We start from the raw sequence: 20,417 nt of genomic DNA, 5'->3' as shown, positions 1-20,417 counted from the left end.
TCGATATCGCTGTTCGTCGAAACGTTTGACAAAAAATTTCTTCACTCGGAGAGACGTCTATGAGTCTGGAGGCAAGAGAAGATCTCGATCCGATCGAAACCACGGAATGGTTGGACTCCCTGGAATCGGTTCTGGATCGTGAGGGTGAGGATCGTGCCCAGTACCTGATGTCACGCCTGGCCGACCGCCTGCGTCGTGATGGCCATCAGGTGCCCTTCTCGGTGACCACGCCCCATCGCAACAGTATCCCCGTGCACCGCGAAGCGCGCATGCCGGGCGACCTGTTCATGGAGCGTCGTATCCGTTCGCTTATCCGTTACAACGCCATCGCTCAGGTGATCCGCAACAACCGTGCCCACAAGGGCCTGGGCGGTCACATCTCGAGCTTCATGTCCAGTGCGACGCTTTACGACGTAGGCTTCAACCACTTCTTCCGTGCACCGGAAGGAGATTTCGAAGGCGATCTGCTTTACATCCAGGGTCACGTGGCGCCGGGCATCTACGCCCGTTCCTTCCTGGAAGGTCGTCTCAGCCAGGAGCAGATGGACAGCTTCCGTCAGGAAGTCGACGGCAACGGCCTGTCTTCCTATCCGCACCCGTGGCTGATGCCGGATTACTGGCAGTTCCCGACCGTCTCCATGGGGCTGGGCCCGATCCAGGCGATCTACCAGGCGCACGTCATGAAGTACCTCAACTCGCGTGAGTTGAAGTCCATGTACGACCGCAAGGTGTGGTGCTTCATGGGTGACGGCGAGTGTGACGAGCCGGAATCCCTGGGTGCCATCTCGCTGGCGGGTCGCGAGAACCTCGACAACCTGATCTTCGTCATCAACTGCAACCTGCAGCGTCTTGACGGTCCGGTGCGCGGCAACGGCCGCATCATGGACGAGCTGGAAGGCGTCTTCCGTGGTGCCGACTGGAACGTGCTCAAGGTCACCTGGGGTCGCTTCTGGGATCCGCTCTTCGAACAGGATAAGAAAGGCATCCTGCAGAAGCGCATGGACGAAGCGGTCGACGGCGACTACCAGAACTACAAGGCCAATGGCGGCGCGTACACGCGTGAGCACTTCTTCGGCAAGTACCCGGAGACGGCCGATCTGGTCAAGGACATGTCAGACGACGATATCTGGCGTCTGAACCGTGGTGGCCACGACCCGTACAAGGTCTACGCGGCGTATCACGAAGCGGTCAACAACGCCAATGGTCGTCCGACCGTCATCCTGGCGCACACCGTCAAGGGTTACGGCATGGGCATGGGCGATGGCGAAGCTGCCAACGAAGCCCACCAGGTCAAGACCATGGAACACGAAGCGCTGAAGACATTCCGCGATCGCTTCGGTATTCCGCTGACCGACGAGCAGCTCGAGGAAGTGCCGTACTACAAGCCGGCGGACGACAGCCCGGAAATGAAGTACATGCACCTCATGCGCGAACGTCTGAACGGCTACCTGCCGCAGCGTCGCACCGAGTATGAAACGCTGGAAATCCCGCCGCTGGACGACAAGATCTTCGCGTCCCAGCTCAAGGGTTCCAACGGCCGCGAAGTGTCCACCACCATGGCCTTCGTGCGCGTGCTCAACGGTCTGGTCAAGCACAAGACCCTCGGCGAGCGTGTCGTGCCGATCATTCCTGACGAAGCGCGTACCTTCGGCATGGAAGGCATGTTCCGTCAGCTGGGTATCTACACCGCGGCAGGCCAGAAGTACGAGCCGGTCGACAAGGGTCAGATCATGTATTACCGCGAGGACCAGAAAGGTCAGGTCCTCGAGGAAGGTATCTCCGAAGCAGGCGCCATGTCTGCGTGGGTGGCGGCGGCAACGTCCTACGCCAACCACAACCTGCCGCTGATGCCGTTCTACGTCTACTACTCGATGTTCGGCTTCCAGCGCATCGGTGACCTGGCGTGGGCCGCAGGCGACCTGCAGGCACGTGGCTTCCTGGTCGGCGGCACTGCCGGTCGTACCACCCTGAACGGCGAAGGTCTGCAGCACCAGGATGGCCACAGCCATATCCTGGCCTCGACCATCCCGAACTGCCGCACCTACGACCCGACCTACGCTCACGAAGTGGCGGTCATCGTGCAGGACGGCATGAAGCGCATGTTCGAGCAGCACGAGCCGGTCTTCTACTACCTGGCGGTGATGAACGAGAACTACGAGCAGCCAGCACTCGAGACGGTGCCCGCAGAGGACATCATCAAGGGGATGTACCTGCTCAAGGAAGGCGGCAAGGACGGCAAGGCACGCGTTCAGCTGCTGGGTTCCGGCACCATCCTGCGTGAAGTCGAGGCAGCCGCCGAGATGCTCAAGCAGGACTACGGTGTCGACGCCGACATCTGGAGCGTCACCAGCTTCAACGAGCTGCGTCGTGAAGCGCTGGAACTGGATCGTCAGGCCTTCCTCAAGCCGGAAGAGACCCCGGCCAAGCCGCACATCACTCAGTGTCTGGAAGGACGTGACGGCCCGGTCGTGGCTGCCACTGACTACATGAAGCTGTTTGCTGACCAGGTTCGTGCCTGGGTGCCGGCTGACTATCACGTGCTCGGTACCGACGGTTTCGGTCGTTCCGATACCCGCGAGAAGCTGCGTCACTTCTTCGAAGTCGACCGCAACTTCGTCACCGTCCAGGCCCTGAAGGCGCTGGCGGATCGTGGTGAGATCGACCGCAAGGTGGTCGCGGAAGCGATCAAGACCTACGGCATCGACCCCAACAAGCCGAATCCGCTGAACGTCTGAGCGGAGATCGCGGAACAGGCGAGCGGCACTCCCTCCTCGACATCATGATGATGCGCAGGTGATTCGGGTGTCGCTCCCCGTGCACGTTTTGGAAGGAGCACGATCTTGAGCAGCGAAATCATCAAGGTTCCCGACATTGGCGGTAGTTCCGATGTCGAGATCATCGAGATAGCGGTGGCGGTGGGAGATGTCATCTCCGCCGAAGACACCATGATCACTCTTGAGTCCGACAAGGCCAGCATGGATGTGCCGGCACCGAAGGGCGGCAAGGTGGTGAAGATTCTCGTCAAGGAAGGCGACACCGTCTCCGAAGGCGACGATATCCTGGAGCTGGAAGCCGAAGGCGGTGGTGACACCTCCTCTGACGCTTCTGACGAGCAGGAAGCGCCGAAGGAAGAGGCTCCCAAGCAGGAAGCCTCTGAGCAGCAAGCGCCGAAGGAAGACGCTTCTGCACCGAAGGTCGCTTCCGGTGGTACCCAGACCGTCGACATCGTCGTGCCGGACCTGGGCGACTCCGAAGCCGTGCCGATCATCGAGATGGCCGTCTCCGAAGGCGATGAAGTCGACGCCGAAGATGCGCTGATCACGCTGGAATCCGACAAGGCCAGCATGGACGTCCCGAGCCCGCACAAGGGCAAGATCGTCAAGCTGACCGTCAAGGAAGGCGACAGCGTCTCTTCCGGTGATGTCATCGGTCAGATGGAAATCGCCGGTGAAGGCGGTGACAGCGCGTCTGATTCCGCGCCGGCCGAGCAGGCTTCTTCCTCCGAGTCCACCTCTGAAGACACGTCTTCCGAGGCACCGGTTGCTGAAGAAGAGCCGGCCTCCGGTGAGCCGGAGCGCAAGGAATTGCGTGTCCCGGATCTCTCCGGCAGCGACAGCGTGCCGATCATCGAGATGGCCGTGGCCGTCGGTGACGAGGTCAACGAGGAAGACGCGCTGATCACGCTCGAGTCCGACAAGGCGACCATGGACATCCCGAGCCCCTACAAGGGCAAGGTGGTGGAGCTTTCCGTCAAGGAAGGTGACACCGTCTCCGAGGGTGACCTGATCGGTTACATCGAGGTCGCGGGTGCCGCGCCTGCGCCGAAGGCTGCCAAGTCCGAAGCGCCGGCTGCTCCCAAGGCGGAGAAGAGCGAGCAGAAGCCGGCTCCGACACCGGCCGGTGCGCCGAGCCCGGAAGCCCAGATGGCCGCTCACAAGCCTAGCAAGGGTGCCAAGGTCCACGCAGGGCCTGCGGTTCGCCTGCTGGCACGTGAGTTCGGTGTCGACCTGGCGGACGTCTCCGGCAGCGGTCCGAAGGGCCGTGTGGTGAAGGAAGATGTCCAGGCCTACGTCAAGCAGATGATGCAGAAGGCCAAGTCCGCACCGGCAGCCCCTGCCGCGCAGGCCACCGGCGGTGCCGGTATCCCGCAGGTGCCGGATCAGGACTTCAGCCAGTTCGGTGAGATCGAAGAGAAGAAGATGGGCCGCCTGATGAAGGCCGGTGCCACCAATCTGCATCGCAGCTGGCTCAACGTCCCGCACGTGACCCAGTTCGATGAAGCCGATATCACCGAGCTCGAGGCCTTCCGCAAGTCCATGAAGGCCGAGGCGGAAGCGGCAGGTGCCAAGCTCACGCCGCTGCCGTTCATGATCAAGGCGGCGGCTCACGCGCTGGCCAAGTATCCGCAGTTCAACGTCAGCCTCAAGGCCGACGGCGAGACCCTGGTGCACAAGAAGTACGTGCACATCGGTATCGCAGTGGATACGCCGGACGGCCTGATGGTGCCGGTGATCCGCAATGCGGATCAGAAGAGCCTGCTGGACCTGGCCAAGGAATCCGTGGAACTGGCCAAGAAGGCGCAGACCAAGAAGCTCAAGCGCGAAGAGATGACCGGTGGTTGCTTCACCATCTCGAGCCTTGGCTCCATTGGCGGTACTGCCTTCACACCGATCGTCAACACGCCGGAAGTCGCCATCCTGGGCGTCTCCAAGGCGCAGATGAAGCCGGTGTGGGACGGCGCTGCCTTCCAGCCGCGTCTGATGATGCCGCTGTCACTGTCCTACGATCACCGTGCGGTGAACGGGGCGGATGCAGCACGCTTCACGGCGTATCTGGCTCAGGTGCTGACCGACGTGCGTCGCATGCTGCTCTGATGATGCCTGTGGCATGAAGCGCGGGTGCCGTGACCTTCCTGGAAGGTGAAGGCGCTCCTCGCTGACAGGCCTGGCTGGCAGGTCTGGTTGACATAACGGCCTCCTTCGGGAGGCCGTTTTTTTGTGCATGTCCGTTGGCGTGGCAGGGCGGCGACCGCTGTTGCTGCCCTGCACAACATGCGATGCTTCACGCCAACCTGCCGCGATCTGCCGCATCGTGCTGGCACGACCCGGGAAGGCCGGTTCTCGCAACGCACAAGGAGCAAGACAATGGAATGGTTGATGGACCCTTCGGCATGGGTGGCCCTGGCGACCCTGACCGCGCTTGAGATCGTGCTGGGCATCGACAACATCATCTTCCTGTCGATTCTGGTCGCGCGGCTGCCCGAGTCCCAGCGCCAGAAGGGCCGCATGATCGGCCTGGGCCTGGCGATGGGCATGCGCATCGTGCTGCTGATGTCGCTGTCGTGGCTGATGTCACTGACCGCGCCCCTGTTCAGCGTGGCCGACTTCAGCTTCTCGGGACGCGACCTGATTCTGGTCTTCGGGGGCCTGTTCCTGCTCGGCAAGAGCACCCACGAGATCCACGCGAACCTGGAAGGCGAAGACCCCGCCGAAGAGGGCGCGAAGAAAGGCAGCGCCAGCTTCATGGCAATCATGGTCCAGATCGCCTTGATCGATATCGTCTTCTCGCTGGATTCGGTGATCACGGCGGTGGGCATGGTCGATCACCTGATGGTGATGGTCATCGCCATCGTCATCTCGGTGGGCATCATGATGGTGGCCGCCAAGCCCATCGGCGATTTCGTCGATCGTCACCCGACCATCAAGATGCTGGCGCTGTCCTTCCTGATCATGGTCGGCATGATGCTGATGGTCGAAGGCTTCGGTGTCCACGTGCCCAAGGGCTACATCTACGTGGCGATGGCCTTCTCGCTGGCGGTGGAAATGCTCAACATCCGTCTGCGCAGCAAGCGCGCCAAGGCAGTGCGTCTGCGTCGCAGCAGCCAGGCGGAAGACGTCACCGAGTGAGACACTGGCACAGCAACGGCTGACATGACTCAGCCTGATCACGCCACGGCGACTGAGCAAGGTGGCCCGGCGTGAGTGGAAAGACGCCCTCTGCGACCGCGTGCCGCAGGGGGCGTTTTCGTGTCATGACAGCCGTGTATGGCAGGTCGGCAACCGGCGAGGAGGGCGACAGGCCCTCCTGCGCGCCAAAACAGTGCCAAAGGGCGGCATACGCGCCTTTGGTGTGCTTGTGCCGGCGTCGTGTGAACGGTATCGTCAGCTCTACATTGCATGGCGATGACATAATGAGATCATCCGTGCGCGCCGTCGTTTTGCGCAGCACATATTGGTCCGCTGCCCATATTCATCCTGGTCATCGATACGCTCGATGCGTTCGACCCTCATGAGGTAGTCGAGCGTCTCGACGCCGCGAGTTTCGCCGCTTCACCTCGATCGTGTCGACGACCAGAGCGCCTTGGATGGCTATCTGCCGCCGAGGGCAAGGTGCACCAGCGCCAGATGACCCTTTACACCCGTTTGATGCTTTTCATTTGCACACTCAAGGAGCAGTACCGATGCGTTTGATCCTGTTGGGCGCCCCCGGCGCCGGCAAGGGCACCCAGGCCCAGTTCATCTGCGAGCGTTTCAACATCCCGCAGATCTCTACCGGAGATATGCTGCGCGCCGCGGTCAAGGCCGGCAGCGAGCTGGGACTCAAGGTCAAGGAGATCATGAATACCGGCGGACTGGTGTCCGACGAGATCATCATCGCCCTGGTCAAGGAGCGCATCAGCCAGCCCGATTGCGAGAACGGCTTCCTGTTCGACGGCTTCCCGCGCACCATCCCGCAGGCTGACGCCATGAAGGAAGCGGGCGTGAAGCTGGACCACGTGGTCGAGATCGCCGTCGCTGACGAAGAGATCGTCAAGCGTCTGTCCGGTCGTCGTGTGCACCCGGATTCCGGTCGCGTCTACCACATCGAGTACAACCCGCCGCGCGAAGAAGGCAAGGACGACGTCACCGGCGAAGCCCTGATCCAGCGTGAAGACGACCGCGAAGCCACCGTGCGCAACCGCCTGTCTGTCTATCACGAGCAGACGGAACCGCTGGTCGAGTACTACTCCAGCTGGTCTGCCACTGGCGATGCCCAGGCCCCGGCCTACCACCGCATCGAAGGCGTCGGCTCCGTCGACGACATTCGTGCTCAGCTGGTCAGCGCGCTGGAGCACTGATTGCCCGGCACGCCTCAGGTGGCTCAGCTGGAACAGATCTGATCGCGCTGGTGAAGCCGGCCGCCTGACGAAGAACGCCCGTAGACATTGTCTGCGGGCGTTTTTTTGTTCTTCGCATACTGGCGCGAATCAGGAATCAGGCGTTGCGGCAGGCCGCTTGCCGGCGTGGGCGTGGGGGTTGCAGCAGGAGTGACGCCCGCGGCCGACACCAGCCGTGGACAGCCTGCGTCTTTTGCTGCCCGCGGGGGACGGGTAGAATCGCGTCACATTTTTCTGACGACGAACCGCCCATGACCACGCTTCTGGCCATCGATGCATCCTCTTCCGCCTGTTCCGTTGCCCTGTGGCAAGACGGCGTTGTTACTGCCGAGCGCTGTGAGGCTCCCCGTCAGCACACCCAGCGCATGATGCCGATGATCGAGGCGCTGCTGGCCGCTGCCGATCTGACCCTCAACGACCTCGATGCCCTGGCCTATGGCCACGGACCAGGCTCGTTCACCGGGTTGCGCATCGCCGCTGGCACCATCCAGGGCCTCGCCTTCGGTCTCGATGTGCCGGTGATCGGCGTCTCGACGCTGGCGGCCCTGTCACTGCAGGCCCACCGCCTGCATCACGCGCGTTTCGTGCTGCCGATGCTGGATGCACGCATGGGCGAGCTCTATACCGGCGCCTATCGCGTCGTGACGCGCGCTGACGGCGAGATCGAGGTCGAGCAGGTGCTACCCGAGCAGGTCTGCGCTCCGGGCCTGCTGGAGCTGCCTGCGGCGCTGCGTGAGCATGACTGGCTGGCGGTCGGCTCGGGACTGGTGATGCACGACGAGCTGCCCCAGAGCGTGCGTGCCAGCCTGGCACTGCAACTGCCCGAGCCGCAACCGGATGCCGAGGCCATGGTGATGCTGGCTGCCCAGGCGTATGCCCGCGGTGAAGCGGTGTCGGCGGTCGAGGCCCAGCCGGTCTATCTGCGCAATGAGGTGGCATGGCGCTGATGGCAGCAGGGATTGCCATCTCGTTGCGTCATCGTGGGTTCAGCCAAGGCTGACATAAGATTCGCGCATCATCATGTCGCGCCCGACACTCGCGGCGCGGCTTGACGCAAAGCGTTGTTCTGTCACTACGGCACGTGCAGTGCCACAGACGATGTCTGTCGTCCGTGTGGGCCACTGAGGCCCGTCTCTCTTAAAAGGATGTTTCATGGAACTCATGCATGTGGTGGCGTTGGCCGTCATTCAAGGTCTGACGGAATTTCTGCCGATTTCCTCCTCCGCCCACCTGATTCTGCCCTCCCAGGTGTTCGGCTGGCCGGACCAGGGGCTGGCGTTTGATGTCGCGGTACACGTTGGTACCTTGCTGGCCGTGGTGATGGCCTTCCGCAAGGATGTCGCCAACATTCTCGCTGGCTGGTTTGGTCAGTTCAGCGGCAGCGGTACGCTGGCGGCGCGCCAGACCGAAGACAGCCGTCTGGGCTGGGCGGTGTTGCTGGCGACGCTGCCGGCCGTGATCTTCGGCGGCCTGCTGGGCGATGTGGTGGAAACGGCCGGGCGCTCGATCGCGGTGATCGGTACCACCACCATCGTCTTCGGTCTGCTGCTGTGGTGGGCGGACGTCAAGGGCGCACGCACGCGTGACCTGGCGACGCTGACGCTCAAGGGCGCGCTGGTCATCGGCCTGTTCCAGGCGCTGGCCCTGATTCCCGGCACCTCGCGTTCGGGCATCACCATCACCGCCGCGCTGCTGTTGGGCTTCGAGCGTCAGAGCGCCGCGCGCTTCTCCTTCCTGCTGTCGATTCCGCTGATCGTCGCGGCTGGCCTGCTCAAGGGTCTGGAGCTGATCGAGACCGGCAGTGAGGCGCAGCTGTTCGATGTCGCCCTCGGCGTGGTGCTGTCCTTCGTCTCCGCGCTGGTGTGCATCAAGCTGTTCCTCAAGGCCATCGACAGCATCGGCATGCTGCCCTTCGTCATCTACCGCCTGCTGCTGGGCATGATGCTGTTCGGCATGCTGTTGTTGCTGTAAGCCATGCGCGCGATGACGTAAGCTTGTCTCCTGACGGCGTCGCTCTTGCGGCGCCGTCGGCGTTTGTCAGCCTGATCGCATGCCATGCGAGTTTCCCTTTTCCTGCGTTCACCGTTTCTCTTCACCGTTTCTCATAGAGCCCATCCATGCTGCCACCCGAAGACTCCCTCGCTGCCCATGATGCAGCGGCCGATGCCGCTCCCGTGATCGCCATTGCCCGTTCACGGCTGCAGGCGCGCCCGGAACTCGCCATGCTGGCGGCACATTTCGGTATCGCGCTGCGGGAAGATGACGAGATGCCGGCGCTCAAGCTTGAGGTGGCGCTGGACGAGCAGGGCGCACCGCGCCTGGTGATCGCCGGAGACGAGCGCGAATACGGCAAGCCGCTGTGCGTCGATTTCGTCGCCGGTCGTGCCGATCATCGCCGTCGTTTCGGCGGGGGGCGCAACCAGCTGATCGCACGCGCCTGTGGCCTGAATCGAGGCGCACTGCCGAGCATCGTCGATGCCACCGCAGGGCTCGGGCGTGACGCCTTCGTGCTGGCGAGTCTCGGGGCACCGGTATTGATGATCGAGCGCGTGGCGGCCACGGCGGCGATTCTGGTCGATGGCCTGACCCGGGCACAGGGCTGCGCGGATGACGAGATTCGTGATATCGCGCTGCGCATGCAGGCGCTGCACGGTGATGCCACGCGGGAGCTCGGGGAGCTGGTGACGCAGTGGGATCAGCCGCCTCAGGTGGTGCATCTCGACCCGATGTACCCGCACCGTGACAAGTCGGCTCTGGTCAAGAAGGAGATGCGTGTCTTCCGGGCCCTGGCCGGCGATGATGCGGATGCCCCGGCGCTGCTCGAGGCGGCGCTGGAGGTCGCGACGCATCGCGTGGTGGTCAAGCGCCCACGCAAGGCCGAACCGATCGGCGGACTCGCGCCGAGCCATGTGGTCGAGGAGAAGACCAGCCGCTACGACGTCTATGTGAAGCAGGCGCTGCGCTGACGCCTGACGATGGCGTCAGCGATGTAACAGCCTCCGCCAAACGCAAAAGCCCCCGCTCGCGATCTGATCGCGGCGGGGGCTTTTTTGCGCCAGGGGCCTCGGCCCATCATCTCATTCGCGCTGAGAAGAGGTGTCGGATGCCTTGCGGTCTGCTGACACGGGGTCGTCAGCGGCCTCGCTGTCGTCGAGGGCTGGCGCCTGCTCCTCGACCATGCCTTCAGTCGGGGCGTCGTTCTCTTTCTCGTTCTCGCTGTCGCGCAGGCGCACATGCTGCAGGCGGTGGCGCAGGGCGGGATCGAACAGATCGCGGCCGTGCACCTGCAGGTCTTCCAGCGCTTCGCCGAAGCATAGCTGGCCGCTTTCCAGCCAGATGAACTCCAGCTCCAGCAGGGTGTCTAGCAGGCCGCTGAACAGACGCTTGTCGAAGAACTCCGGTGCATTGAGGCCCGACAGCAGGGTCAGGCGTTCGGCCAAAGCGCCGGAATGACTTTCGAGGGACTCGCGGTCCAGCGTGCCGCTGCCGTGCTGCAACAGGGCGGCGATCAACAGATAGCCGCGTTCCAGCGTCGGTTGTACCGGCTGAGCCAGCAGGCGCAGCTGCTCGGAAGGCTCCTGACTGGCCACCGGACGTGACCAGCGCTCCGGAGTGTCGCCAGTCGCGGCTTGATGCTCCAGCAGACCTTCCTCGCTCATCAGAGCTAGCGTGGTGGCGATATCCGCCTTCAGCTCAGGGGCTTCGGGGACGAACAGCTCGCGCACCAGTAGCGGCCAGGCGGGACTGATCTGGTCTTCCAGTGCCTCGAGGGTGTACTGGGCCGTATTGCGGAAGGCGAAGGCGATCAGCGCCGGCAACGCCAGCAGGTGCAGCACGTTGTTGCGATACCAGGTCAGCAGACTGGCCTGCTCCGGGGTGGCGATCACCAGCTCGCCAAGACTCTGTGGGCGCAGGGTGACCAGCCCCAGATGGGCGCAGTGTGCGACCCACTCATCCGGCGTGCCCTCGGGCAGGCTGTGGTCATGGCGGCCCGGCAGCTTGTCGGCGAGACGCACCAGTATCGCCAGCTGGCGTTGCAGCAGGCTGGCCTCGATGGCGTGGTGGGCGGTGGACAGCAGCACCAGCGCCGTCAGCGAGACCGGATTGAGCGCGGCGGCGGCATTGATGCGCGTGGCGATTTCATGCCCCAGTTGCGGCACCGCCTGGGTTAGCCATTCTGGGCGGCGCTGATGACGGCTGGCCTTCCAGCCCGGCGCGGTCTCATCCAGCCATTCGCCCAGCTTGAGCGGCTCACCGATGTTCAGGTAGACCTTGCCGAAGGGCTGCTTGAGCTGGCCGAGCACGCGGATGAGGTCGAGCGGTGATTCCTTCTTCTTGCTGGCCCCCGACAGCTCGCGCTGATAGCTCAGGCTCTCGAAGACCTTCTCGTAGCCGATGTAGACCGGCACGAAGGCCACCTCGCGGCGTGTATCACGCAGGAAGGAGCGCAGGGTCATCGCCAGCATGCCCGGGCGCGGGGGCAGCATGCGGCCGGTGCGTGAACGCCCCCCCTCGATGAAGTATTCCAGCGGATGGCCGCGGGTGATCAGCTGATGCACGTACTCGTCGAAGACGGTGGCGTACAGGCGATTGCCGCGGAAGCTTCTGCGCAGGAAGAAGGCGCCGCCACGGCGCAGGATCGGGCCGATGATCGGCATGTCGAGGTTCTTGCCCGCGGCGACGTGGGGCGTCATCAGGCCCTCGTGGAACAGCACGTAGGACAGCAGCAGGTAGTCGATATGGCTGCGATGACAGGGCACGTAGATCAGCTCGCAGTCGCCGGCGATCGCCTTGACCTGGGACATGCCGCGCACCTCGACGCCGTCGTAGAGCTTGTGCCACAGCCGCTTGAGGGCATGCGCCAGAAAGCGCTGCACCGGATAGCCCATGTTGGAGGCGATCTCGCGACCATACTGCAGGGCGCGCTTCTCCAGACGTGCCGGCGGCTGATTCTGCTCGCGTGCCAGCTCGCTGATCACGTCCTGTACGGCGGGTGCCTTCTGCAGGTTGCGAATCATGGTGTGGCGGTGGGAGAGGTCTGGCCCCAGCAGGCGGGTACGCACGCGCCGGAAGTGCACGCGCAGCAGGCGCGAGATGCGGCGGTGCGCCAGCGCCGAGTCCTGCGGGCCTTCCCTGAGCGCTTCGTGCAGCCTGAGCGGCTGGCCGAAATGCACATCCACCGAGCGGCCATGCGCCAGAATCGCGATGGCGCGGCGCAGCACGCCCGTGACGCGCCAGCTATCGGCGGAGATGAACTTCCAGAAGCCGAATTCCTTGCCCGGGGCACGCCCCCAGAACACGCTGACCGGCACCAGCTGCACCTCGACATCACTCGGGGCGTCTTCCAGTGCGGCGATCAACTTGGCCAGCCGGCGTGACAGCAGGCTCCTGTCGCTGCGCGAGCGCCGCAACAGGCGGAGACGAGAGTGGCTCAGGCGCAGGTCGCCTATGCTCAGAGGCAGGGTCGGAGAGGGCAGGCCGCGTGCCTCGCACAGCTGCTCGACCACCAGCTCGTCGGACAATGCCTGGTACGGGAAGACGTAGACCACCGGCAGCGTCGGGTCGAGGTTCAAGGCGCTGTGGTCCAACGCATTGATGTCGGGCTCCACCGCGCGCAGCTCCACCCACTTGTCCAGCAGACGGCGACTGACATTGCGCAACGGGCGCAAGACTAAGGTGACTGGCGACATGGTGAGGCTCTCGCAGGTGTGGACAAGGACGGACTACCGGAAACGACAATCTGTCGGCGTTCACGAATAAAGCATCGGGACGATGAATGAGGGTTGATTGCGACGTTTTCATGGTCTGGCTGGTAGCGTTCAGCGCAAGCATGATATTGAACATTATACGCATTCTGCCCGCAGACGCCGTGCAGAGTACTTGGTGACTGAGTGCGTAGTGACTGAGTGCGTAGTGACGAAGCGCACAGTGGCAGCATCTGGCGGTGCACCGTCATGGGCATCGTCATCTGTATCGTGCCGTGCAGGGAAATGACGGGAGGCAAGGCATGCTGGGAATGTGGCGATCAGGCAATCGATTCACCTTGCTGCCGGAAGGCGCGCGTTTTCTGCCCAGCATGCTGGAGGCGGTGGAATCCGCGCGCCATTCCATCCTGCTCGAGCTGTATCTGGCCGAGAGCGGCCACCTCAGTCGCGTCCTGATCGATGCGCTGTGTGGCGCGCGCCGCCGCGGCGTGACGGTGCTGGTGCTGCTGGATGGCTTCGGCTCGCTGGGCCTCGAGGAAGCTGACCGCCAGCGCATGATCGAGGCCGATATCCAGCTCAGGATCTACAACCCGCTTTCCTGGTGGCGGCTGGGGCGCAATCTGACGCGTGACCATCGCAAGCTTCTGGTGGTCGATGGGGAGGTGGGCTTTACCGGCGGCTTCGGTGCGGTGGACGTCTTCGCCGAGGCCTGGTCGGAAGTCGCGATACGTATCGAGGGGCCGTGCATCAGTGACTGGGTGCGCCTGTTCGCACGCGTGTGGGACTCCGCGGCCAGTCGTGGCCATGGCAGTCGGCTGGCGGTGCGCAGCATCAATGTGCGGGCGTGCCGGGTCGAGGGCTATCTGAGCATGCGTGGGCGGGTGGTCTGGGGGCATGGTTTCCGCTATCAAGCCATCCGTCATTCCCTGCAGCATCAGGCCAGCAGCTCACGCAAGCGGCTGTGGATCTGTACGCCATACTTCGTGCCGACCTTCAGCATGCGGCGGCGCCTCAAGCGTGCGGCGCGCCGGGGTGTCGATGTCCGTTTGCTGATCGCCGGGCAGCATCATGATCACCCGGGCGTGCGCTCGGCGGGGCAGCGCTTCTACGCCGGGCTGCTCAAGGCGGGCGTGCGTATCCATGAATTCCAGCCACGCTTTCTGCATGCCAAGTTCTCGCTGGCGGATGACTGGGTGACGCTGGGGTCGTGCAACTTCGATCATTGGAGCCTGCAGTGGAATCTGGAGGCCAATCAGGAAGTGCAGGACCATCGCTTCGCCGCCGACGTCGCCACGCTGTTCGAGCATCATTTCGCCCACAGTGTCGAGATCACCCAGGCCGCCTGGCAGCGTCGGCCGCTGATGCAGCGCTGTCGCGAGTGGGGCTATGGCACTCTGGATAGCCTGGTGACGCGGCTGCGCTGACCGGTTCGCAGCTGTTTCAACAGACGCGGCTGCGTGGAACCAAAAACGCCGGACGACCCATGAGGTCGACCGGCGTTGTCGTTTTCAAGGCTGCATGGCGTTAAGAGCGCCATGGCGGGATCAGCGCTTCTTGCCGCCGCCCTTGCCACCGTTCTTGTTGCCACCCTTGCCAGCGCCCTTGTTGCCGGCGTGCTTGCTGCGCGGAATGCCGGCTGCGCCCGGTGCGGCGGAACCCTTGCGACGCGGCGACGGCTTGGGGCTTTCCGGCGGGACACGGTAGAGCAGGTAGAGGTCCAGCAGCAGTTCCGGCAGCTGGTTGACGAAGCGCTGGGCACCGATCGGGTCGGCGATCAGCTCGCCGATCTCCGGGTCTTCATCGTCGAAGACGCCGGAGATGGCCATGAACGGCAGCAGCAGTTCGGCGGCCGCCTCTTCCTGGGTGCCGAACCAGGCCTCCTCGTCCATGAACACGCCTTCCATGAAGCCGGCACACCAGTCGCCGATCGGTGTCTCGACGGGGTCGGCACCGCCCAGCTCCAGCTCGAACAGCAGTTCCGGCAGCACGCCGTGCTCGAGGGCATCGATGGCATTGGCGCGCATCTGCTCGAACAGGGAGACGACTTCCGCTTCCTGCTGCGGGCTTTCGTAGCTTGGCTGCCCCTGGAAGAGTTCCGGCAGCCACAGGCTGGAGGGCACTTCGCGCGGTGCGATGGCCAGTGCCAGCATGAAGCCATGCGCACTGATGATATCGAGAGCTTCCGGGCCGACGATGTCGGACTCGAGGAATTCGTCGAGGATGTCGAGGGATTCATCATCCAGCAGCGGCTGGGTCTGGACAGGCTCGGCCATGGGGGAGTCTCACGTGCGATAAGGGGAGAAGTCGAACAGTGCCGCCTGGTTACCTGGGTGAACCAAGGGGAACCGGGCAGGCGTGAATGGCGCTAGTGTATCATTTCACGCCTCGAGGAGTGGTACGCTCGCTCGTCATCAGCTCATCCGTTCCATCGCTCTGCTGTCTGGTCATCGTGTCATGTCATCATCCACTCGTCGTGTCGTCAGCCGTCACCGCTTTGCGCCCGATCATGCCCTGGCCCGCCTGGGGGAGGCCCCCGCGACGCCACTGCCGCTGGCCGATGCCGCCGCGCTCGAGGCGCTGACGGCGCCTGCCCTGCACGCGACGCTGGAGGCGCAGGTGCTGGCATGTCTGGCACGCGCGCGTGCCCTGTTCCCCGAGTTGCGCATGCCGTCGGTCTCCTGCCGCCTCAAGGGGCGCACGGCGGGCACGGCGGATTCGGCGCGCCAGCGGCTGCGCTTCAATTGGCAGCTGCTCAGCGAGAACCGCCATCACTTCCTCAGCCAGACCGTCCCCCACGAGGTCGCGCACTGGGTGGTGATGGAGGTGGTCGAGCGCGCCGGCAAGACGCGTGTCAAACCGCATGGCCCCGAGTGGCAGCAGGTGATGACCAACCTCTACGGCATCCCGCCGGAGGTGACGCATCGCATGGATGTCTCGACTGCCAGCCCGACGCCCTGGGCCTATGGTTGTGGCTGCGATACCGCGCACTATTTCAGCTCGCGACGCCATGCCAATGCCCAGCGCGGTCACCGCTATCGCTGTCGGCGCTGTGGCCAGGAATTGAGCGGTCCCTTGAATGACCCGGCGCGCAATGCGTCGACTGCGCGTTGAGGCGCATTTCGCTCGCCTGCGCGTCATTGCAAAGTGCGAGTCGCGCCAGAAGGTGTCTTTTCAGGCGGTTTCTGTCCTCCGAACGTCGCTGTGACCTTGGTGTAATTTGTTGATAAACAGTTGAAATAATTAGTAAAAATTTATCTACCAAGGTCTAGTGTGTGGCCCCCCCATGCTTGGGTTTAAGCTGAAATGGACTTGCCTCGGCTCGCCTGCGCTTCACGCATGCTGCGTGGGACAGCGAGTCGCCAGCCAATCCGTCAGAGGTCACGCCACATGAGCGAACATGCCAAGGTTCATCCGGTCACTCCCGATGTCGCCGCCCACGCCTGGGCAGACCGCGAGCGCTATCAGGCCATGTATCAGCAGTCCGTCGAGGCGCCGGAGACATTCTGGGCCGAGCAGGCCCAGTCACTGGACTGGTTCGATGCGCCCTCGGTGATCCGCAATACCAACTTCGGCCCCGGTGATGTCGATGTGCGCTGGTTCGAGGACGGCAAGCTCAACGTGGCGCACAACTGCCTCGATCGCCACCTCGCCGAGCGTGGCGATCAGGTCGCCATCATCTGGGAAGGGGATGACCCGAACGAGTCCCAGTCGATCACCTATCGCGAGCTGCACGCGCGTGTCAGCCAGTTTGCCAATGGCCTCAAGGAGTTGGGCGTCAAGCGGGGCGACGTGGTCACGCTGTACATGCCGATGATTCCGGAAGCCGCGATGGCGATGCTGGCCTGTACGCGCATCGGTGCCGTGCACTCGGTGGTCTTTGGTGGCTTCTCGCCGGACGCGCTGGCGGGGCGTATCGTCGATTCCAGCTCGCGCATCGTGATCACCGCCGATGAGTCACTGCGGGGTGGCAAGCGCGTACCGCTCAAGGAGAACGTCGATGAGGCGCTGGAGCGTGATGGCACCGACTGTGTCGACCACGTGCTGGTGGTGCGGCGTACCGGCGGTGAGGTGAACTGGGGCAGTCGCGATGCCTGGTTCCATGAGCTGGTGGACCGTCAGTCCAGTGACTGCCCGGCCGAGGCGATGGGCGCGGAAGACCCGCTGTTCATCCTCTACACCTCCGGTTCCACCGGCACGCCCAAGGGTCTGAAGCACACCACGGGCGGTTATCTGCTCTATGCCGCGATGACCCATCGCTACGTGTTCGATTATCACGATGGCGATATCTACTGGTGCACGGCGGATGTCGGCTGGGTGACGGGCCACAGCTACATCGTCTACGGACCGCTGGCCAATGGCGCGACCACGCTGATGTTCGAGGGTGTGCCCAGCTATCCGACCCACGGGCGCATCGGCGAGATCGTCGACAAGCACCAGGTCAACATTCTCTATACCGCCCCGACCGCCGTGCGTGCGCTGATGGCACACGGTGACAGCGTGATGGACTCAAGCTCGCGCACGAGCCTGCGGCTGCTCGGCTCGGTGGGCGAGCCGATCAACCCCGAGGCCTGGGAGTGGTTCCACCGCGTGATCGGCAATGGCAATTGTCCGCTGGTGGACACCTGGTGGCAGACCGAGACCGGCGGCATCATGATCGCGCCGCTGCCGGGCGCGACCGATCTCAAGCCGGGCTCCGCCACGCTGCCGTTCTTCGGTGTGCAGCCGGCGCTGGTCGACAACGAGGGCAACATCCTCGAGGGCGCGACCGAAGGCAACCTGGTGATTCTCGACAGCTGGCCGGGGCAGGCACGTTCGATCTGGGGCAATCACGAACGCTACGTGCAGACCTACTTCTCCACCTATGCGGGCATGTACTTCACCGGTGATGGCTGTCGCCGTGACGAGGATGGCTACTACTGGATCACCGGGCGCGTCGATGATGTGCTCAACGTCTCTGGCCATCGCATGGGCACCGCCGAGATCGAGTCCTCGCTGGTCGCGCATGAGGCGGTCGCCGAGGCCGCCGTGGTCGGCTATCCCCATGACATCAAGGGCCAGGGCATCTACATCTACGTAACGCTCAACGACGGTATCGAAGCCAGTGATGAGCTCAAGAAGACGCTGACCCAGTGGGTGCGCAAGGACATCGGCCCGATCGCCTCGCCGGATGTCATCCAGTGGGCGCCGGGACTGCCCAAGACGCGTTCCGGCAAGATCATGCGCCGCATCCTCAGGAAGATCGCCGCCAACGAGACCGACGGTCTCGGCGATACCTCGACCCTGGCGGACCCGTCAGTGGTGGATGACCTGATCGAGCAGCGCGCCAACCGCTGAACGCGTCGAGTAAGGGCCATCGAGGCCTGACAAGACACGCAGCGACAGCGAAGCGCGGGAGCCTGGCTCCCGCGCTTTTTTGTGCGCCTGTCCGGGAGCATCTGTCTGTTCGTATTCCTGGCCCGCGCTTTTGCGCTGTGCAAGACGTGAAAGGTTGGCCATCGAGGAGGCGCTGGCTTGATAATGACGCGCCAGCGCATGTGCCCGCGGAGTCCATTCTCGCCTCGCTGCGCATTTCCCCAATCAATTCAAGATCAAGGCCACCCCCATGTCAGCAGGCAAGTCGGATGCATCCTGCCCCGCCTCTCAGCCAGCCAGTTCTCCTGCCGCTGCGTCGTCCAATGAGGGCGAGAATCGTCCTCGCGCCGTCATCCTGATGTGCCTGTCGGCGATCTCGTTCGCGCTGATGGGGGCGATGGTCAAGCTGAGCGGCGACCTGCCGCTGTTCGAGAAGGTCTTCGTGCGCAACCTGGTCAGTCTCGGCGTGGCGGTGGTGATGGTGCGCATGGCGGGCGCGCGTCTGCTGGGCCACTGGCATCACCAGCCGATGCTGATGGCGCGGTCACTGATCGGACTCGGCGGCGTGATGAGCTTCTTCTACGCCATCGATCATCTGCTGCTGGCAGATGCGACTATTCTGAATAAGCTATCGCCGTTCTTCGTCAGCCTGTTCGCCGGCCTCTTCCTGGCCGAGCGCCTTGGTGGCTGGCGGCTGGTGGGCATGCTGGTCGCCTTTTCTGGCGCGGCGCTGGTCATCAAGCCGCAACTGGCATTTGCCGAGGGCGGAGTGGAGGCATTGTTGCCCGCCATGGTCGGGTTGGGTTCGGCAATGCTGGCGGGGGCGGCCTATACGCTCATCCGTGCGATGAGAGGGCGCGAGGCCTCGGCGACCATCGTGCTGCATTTCTCGCTGGTCTCCAGTGTGGTGACATTGGTGCCGATGTTGATGAATCCGGTGATGCCGAGCGGCCCTCAGGCGCTGGCCTTGCTGGGCATCGGCATCTTTGCGGCCGGCGGTCAGATTCTGATGACCACCGCCTATCGCCTCGCACCGGCGGGGGAAGTGTCGATCTATTCCTATCTGACCATCGTGTTTTCGGCACTGGCGGGCTGGGCCATCTGGGGGGAGGTGCCGGATATTGCCAGTCTGATCGGCTTCGTGCTGATTGCCGGTGTCGCATTGATCGGCTGGCATGCCAGTCGCGTTGCGGGTAGGGTTGTCTGACTCACCATCCCCAGGATGCTGTCAGAATCAGCGCACGGATTGTTCGCTCGCCGGGCATCAATCCGTGCGATACTCGTGTTCCCCGAGCGAAACATCAGTACATCTTCCGATGGTGGGCTGCTTTGTTAAACGCACGTTTTATGGGGTAACATGCCAGAAAATAACGGCGATTGTTGACCGGCCAGGAAGGTCGGTGATGATCACCATCGGGGTTTTGGAGGAGACTCAATGGCCTTTGCCCAGAAGTTCATCGTTGCAGACGATCACCCGCTCTTTCGTGCCGCACTGACCCAGGCGCTTAGACAAGTCGCCTCCCAGGCGGAGATCGTCGAGGCTGACAGCATGGAAGCGACCAACGAAGTCGTTGCCCGCCATCCCGATGCCGACCTGATCCTGTTGGACCTGCACATGCCGGGAGCCCACGGCTTCTCCGGTCTGATCCAGTTGCGTGGCCAGACACCGGACATCCCGGTGGCGGTCGTGTCCGGTAGCGAGGAGCCCTACGTGGTGCGCCGCGCCATCGATTATGGGGCCTCCGGCTTCATTCCCAAGTCCGCCAGCCTCGACGTCATCGCCGAAGCCATCGGCGAGATCCTCGAAGGTGAGGTCTGGCTGCCGACGGATATCGCCGAGGCCATGGGCGAGTCTTCCGAGGATGAATCGCGCTTCGCCGAGGCGATCGCGTCACTGACGCCGCAGCAGTTCCGCGTGCTCAACATGCTGACGGAAGGTCTGCTCAACAAGCAGATCGCCTATGAGCTGAATGTGTCCGAGGCCACCATCAAGGCCCACGTGACTGCCATTCTGCGCAAGCTGGGCGTGCATTCGCGCACCCAGGCCGTCATCGCGGCCCAGCGTCTGGAAGTCGAGCCGCCGAAAGTCCGCTCCTGATCCTGCGTCAGCGCTTGAGCTGAGGCTCTCCTCGAGAGTCGCGCCTTCAAGCCACAAAAAGCCCGCCCTGTCGCTGACAGGGCGGGCTTTTTGCGTCATGGATAAA

The 20,417-nt window shown here is 63.5% G+C and carries 14 protein-coding genes; 12 read left to right on the top strand and 2 right to left on the bottom strand.

Annotation, left to right across the window (positions count from 1 at the left end; translation table 11 throughout):
- Nucleotides 1-59: 59 nt before the first annotated feature.
- The 7 genes from aceE to HA399_RS14675 all read left to right on the top strand — a co-directional run bounded on the left by aceE (nt 60) and on the right by HA399_RS14675 (nt 10,122).
- Nucleotides 60-2,735: a pyruvate dehydrogenase (acetyl-transferring), homodimeric type gene (aceE, locus tag HA399_RS14705; RefSeq protein ID WP_043333779.1), complete on the top strand. Its 2,676-nt coding sequence runs from the start codon at nt 60-62 to the stop codon at nt 2,733-2,735.
- A 105-nt stretch (nt 2,736-2,840) separates the two neighbouring features.
- Nucleotides 2,841-4,874, top strand: a complete 2,034-nt coding sequence (gene aceF, locus HA399_RS14700) for a pyruvate dehydrogenase complex dihydrolipoyllysine-residue acetyltransferase (RefSeq protein ID WP_404325386.1) — start codon at nt 2,841-2,843, stop codon at nt 4,872-4,874.
- Between the two features lie 270 nt (nt 4,875-5,144).
- Nucleotides 5,145-5,906, top strand: a complete 762-nt coding sequence (locus tag HA399_RS14695; RefSeq protein WP_404325385.1) for a TerC family protein — start codon at nt 5,145-5,147, stop codon at nt 5,904-5,906.
- A 554-nt stretch (nt 5,907-6,460) separates the two neighbouring features.
- Nucleotides 6,461-7,117 carry an adenylate kinase gene (adk, locus tag HA399_RS14690; RefSeq protein WP_131432716.1) on the top strand — a complete coding sequence of 219 codons (657 nt, stop codon included), beginning with the start codon at nt 6,461-6,463 and terminating at the stop codon, nt 7,115-7,117.
- A 290-nt stretch (nt 7,118-7,407) separates the two neighbouring features.
- Nucleotides 7,408-8,103, top strand: coding sequence for a tRNA (adenosine(37)-N6)-threonylcarbamoyltransferase complex dimerization subunit type 1 TsaB (tsaB, locus tag HA399_RS14685; RefSeq protein WP_215823459.1), 696 nt, complete (start codon nt 7,408-7,410; stop codon nt 8,101-8,103).
- Nucleotides 8,104-8,308: 205 nt separating this feature from the next.
- Nucleotides 8,309-9,127 carry an undecaprenyl-diphosphate phosphatase gene (locus HA399_RS14680; protein WP_404325384.1) on the top strand — a complete coding sequence of 273 codons (819 nt, stop codon included), beginning with the start codon at nt 8,309-8,311 and terminating at the stop codon, nt 9,125-9,127.
- A 296-nt stretch (nt 9,128-9,423) separates the two neighbouring features.
- Nucleotides 9,424-10,122 (top strand): class I SAM-dependent methyltransferase, encoded by a 699-nt coding sequence (locus tag HA399_RS14675; RefSeq protein ID WP_404326991.1) that lies wholly within the window; start codon nt 9,424-9,426, stop codon nt 10,120-10,122.
- Between the two features lie 111 nt (nt 10,123-10,233).
- Here the strand turns inward: HA399_RS14675 and plsB are convergent, their stop codons facing one another.
- Nucleotides 10,234-12,846 carry a glycerol-3-phosphate 1-O-acyltransferase PlsB gene (plsB, locus tag HA399_RS14670; protein WP_404325383.1) on the bottom strand — a complete coding sequence of 871 codons (2,613 nt, stop codon included), beginning with the start codon at nt 12,844-12,846 and terminating at the stop codon, nt 10,234-10,236.
- A gap of 317 nt (nt 12,847-13,163) precedes the next feature.
- Here plsB and HA399_RS14665 point away from each other — a divergent pair, with 317 nt between their 5' ends.
- Nucleotides 13,164-14,285: a phosphatidylserine/phosphatidylglycerophosphate/cardiolipin synthase family protein gene (locus HA399_RS14665; RefSeq protein ID WP_054556850.1), complete on the top strand. Its 1,122-nt coding sequence runs from the start codon at nt 13,164-13,166 to the stop codon at nt 14,283-14,285.
- A gap of 120 nt (nt 14,286-14,405) precedes the next feature.
- Here HA399_RS14665 and HA399_RS14660 read toward each other — a convergent pair whose 3' ends face one another.
- Nucleotides 14,406-15,134, bottom strand: coding sequence for a YecA family protein (locus HA399_RS14660; RefSeq protein WP_064503292.1), 729 nt, complete (start codon nt 15,132-15,134; stop codon nt 14,406-14,408).
- A 181-nt stretch (nt 15,135-15,315) separates the two neighbouring features.
- Here HA399_RS14660 and HA399_RS14655 point away from each other — a divergent pair, with 181 nt between their 5' ends.
- The 4 genes from HA399_RS14655 (at nt 15,316) to HA399_RS14640 (ending at nt 20,311) form a co-directional block, all read left to right on the top strand.
- Entirely contained in the window at nt 15,316-15,972 is a 657-nt protein-coding gene (locus tag HA399_RS14655; protein ID WP_216061424.1) for a SprT-like domain-containing protein, read from the top strand.
- 276 nt (nt 15,973-16,248) lie between these two features.
- Nucleotides 16,249-18,195 (top strand): acetate--CoA ligase, encoded by a 1,947-nt coding sequence (acs, locus tag HA399_RS14650; RefSeq protein WP_107335998.1) that lies wholly within the window; start codon nt 16,249-16,251, stop codon nt 18,193-18,195.
- A 268-nt stretch (nt 18,196-18,463) separates the two neighbouring features.
- Nucleotides 18,464-19,420 carry a DMT family transporter gene (locus HA399_RS14645; protein WP_404325382.1) on the top strand — a complete coding sequence of 319 codons (957 nt, stop codon included), beginning with the start codon at nt 18,464-18,466 and terminating at the stop codon, nt 19,418-19,420.
- A gap of 228 nt (nt 19,421-19,648) precedes the next feature.
- Nucleotides 19,649-20,311, top strand: a complete 663-nt coding sequence (locus HA399_RS14640) for a response regulator transcription factor (RefSeq protein WP_043333788.1) — start codon at nt 19,649-19,651, stop codon at nt 20,309-20,311.
- The last annotated feature ends 106 nt before the right edge of the window (nt 20,312-20,417 follow it).

It is taken from the genome of Cobetia sp. UIB-001 (assembly GCF_044789135.1).
Taxonomy (GTDB): domain Bacteria; phylum Pseudomonadota; class Gammaproteobacteria; order Pseudomonadales; family Halomonadaceae; genus Cobetia; species Cobetia amphilecti.
Note: the sequence above shows the minus strand (reverse complement) of the source record. Positions and strands in the feature narration are given on the sequence as shown.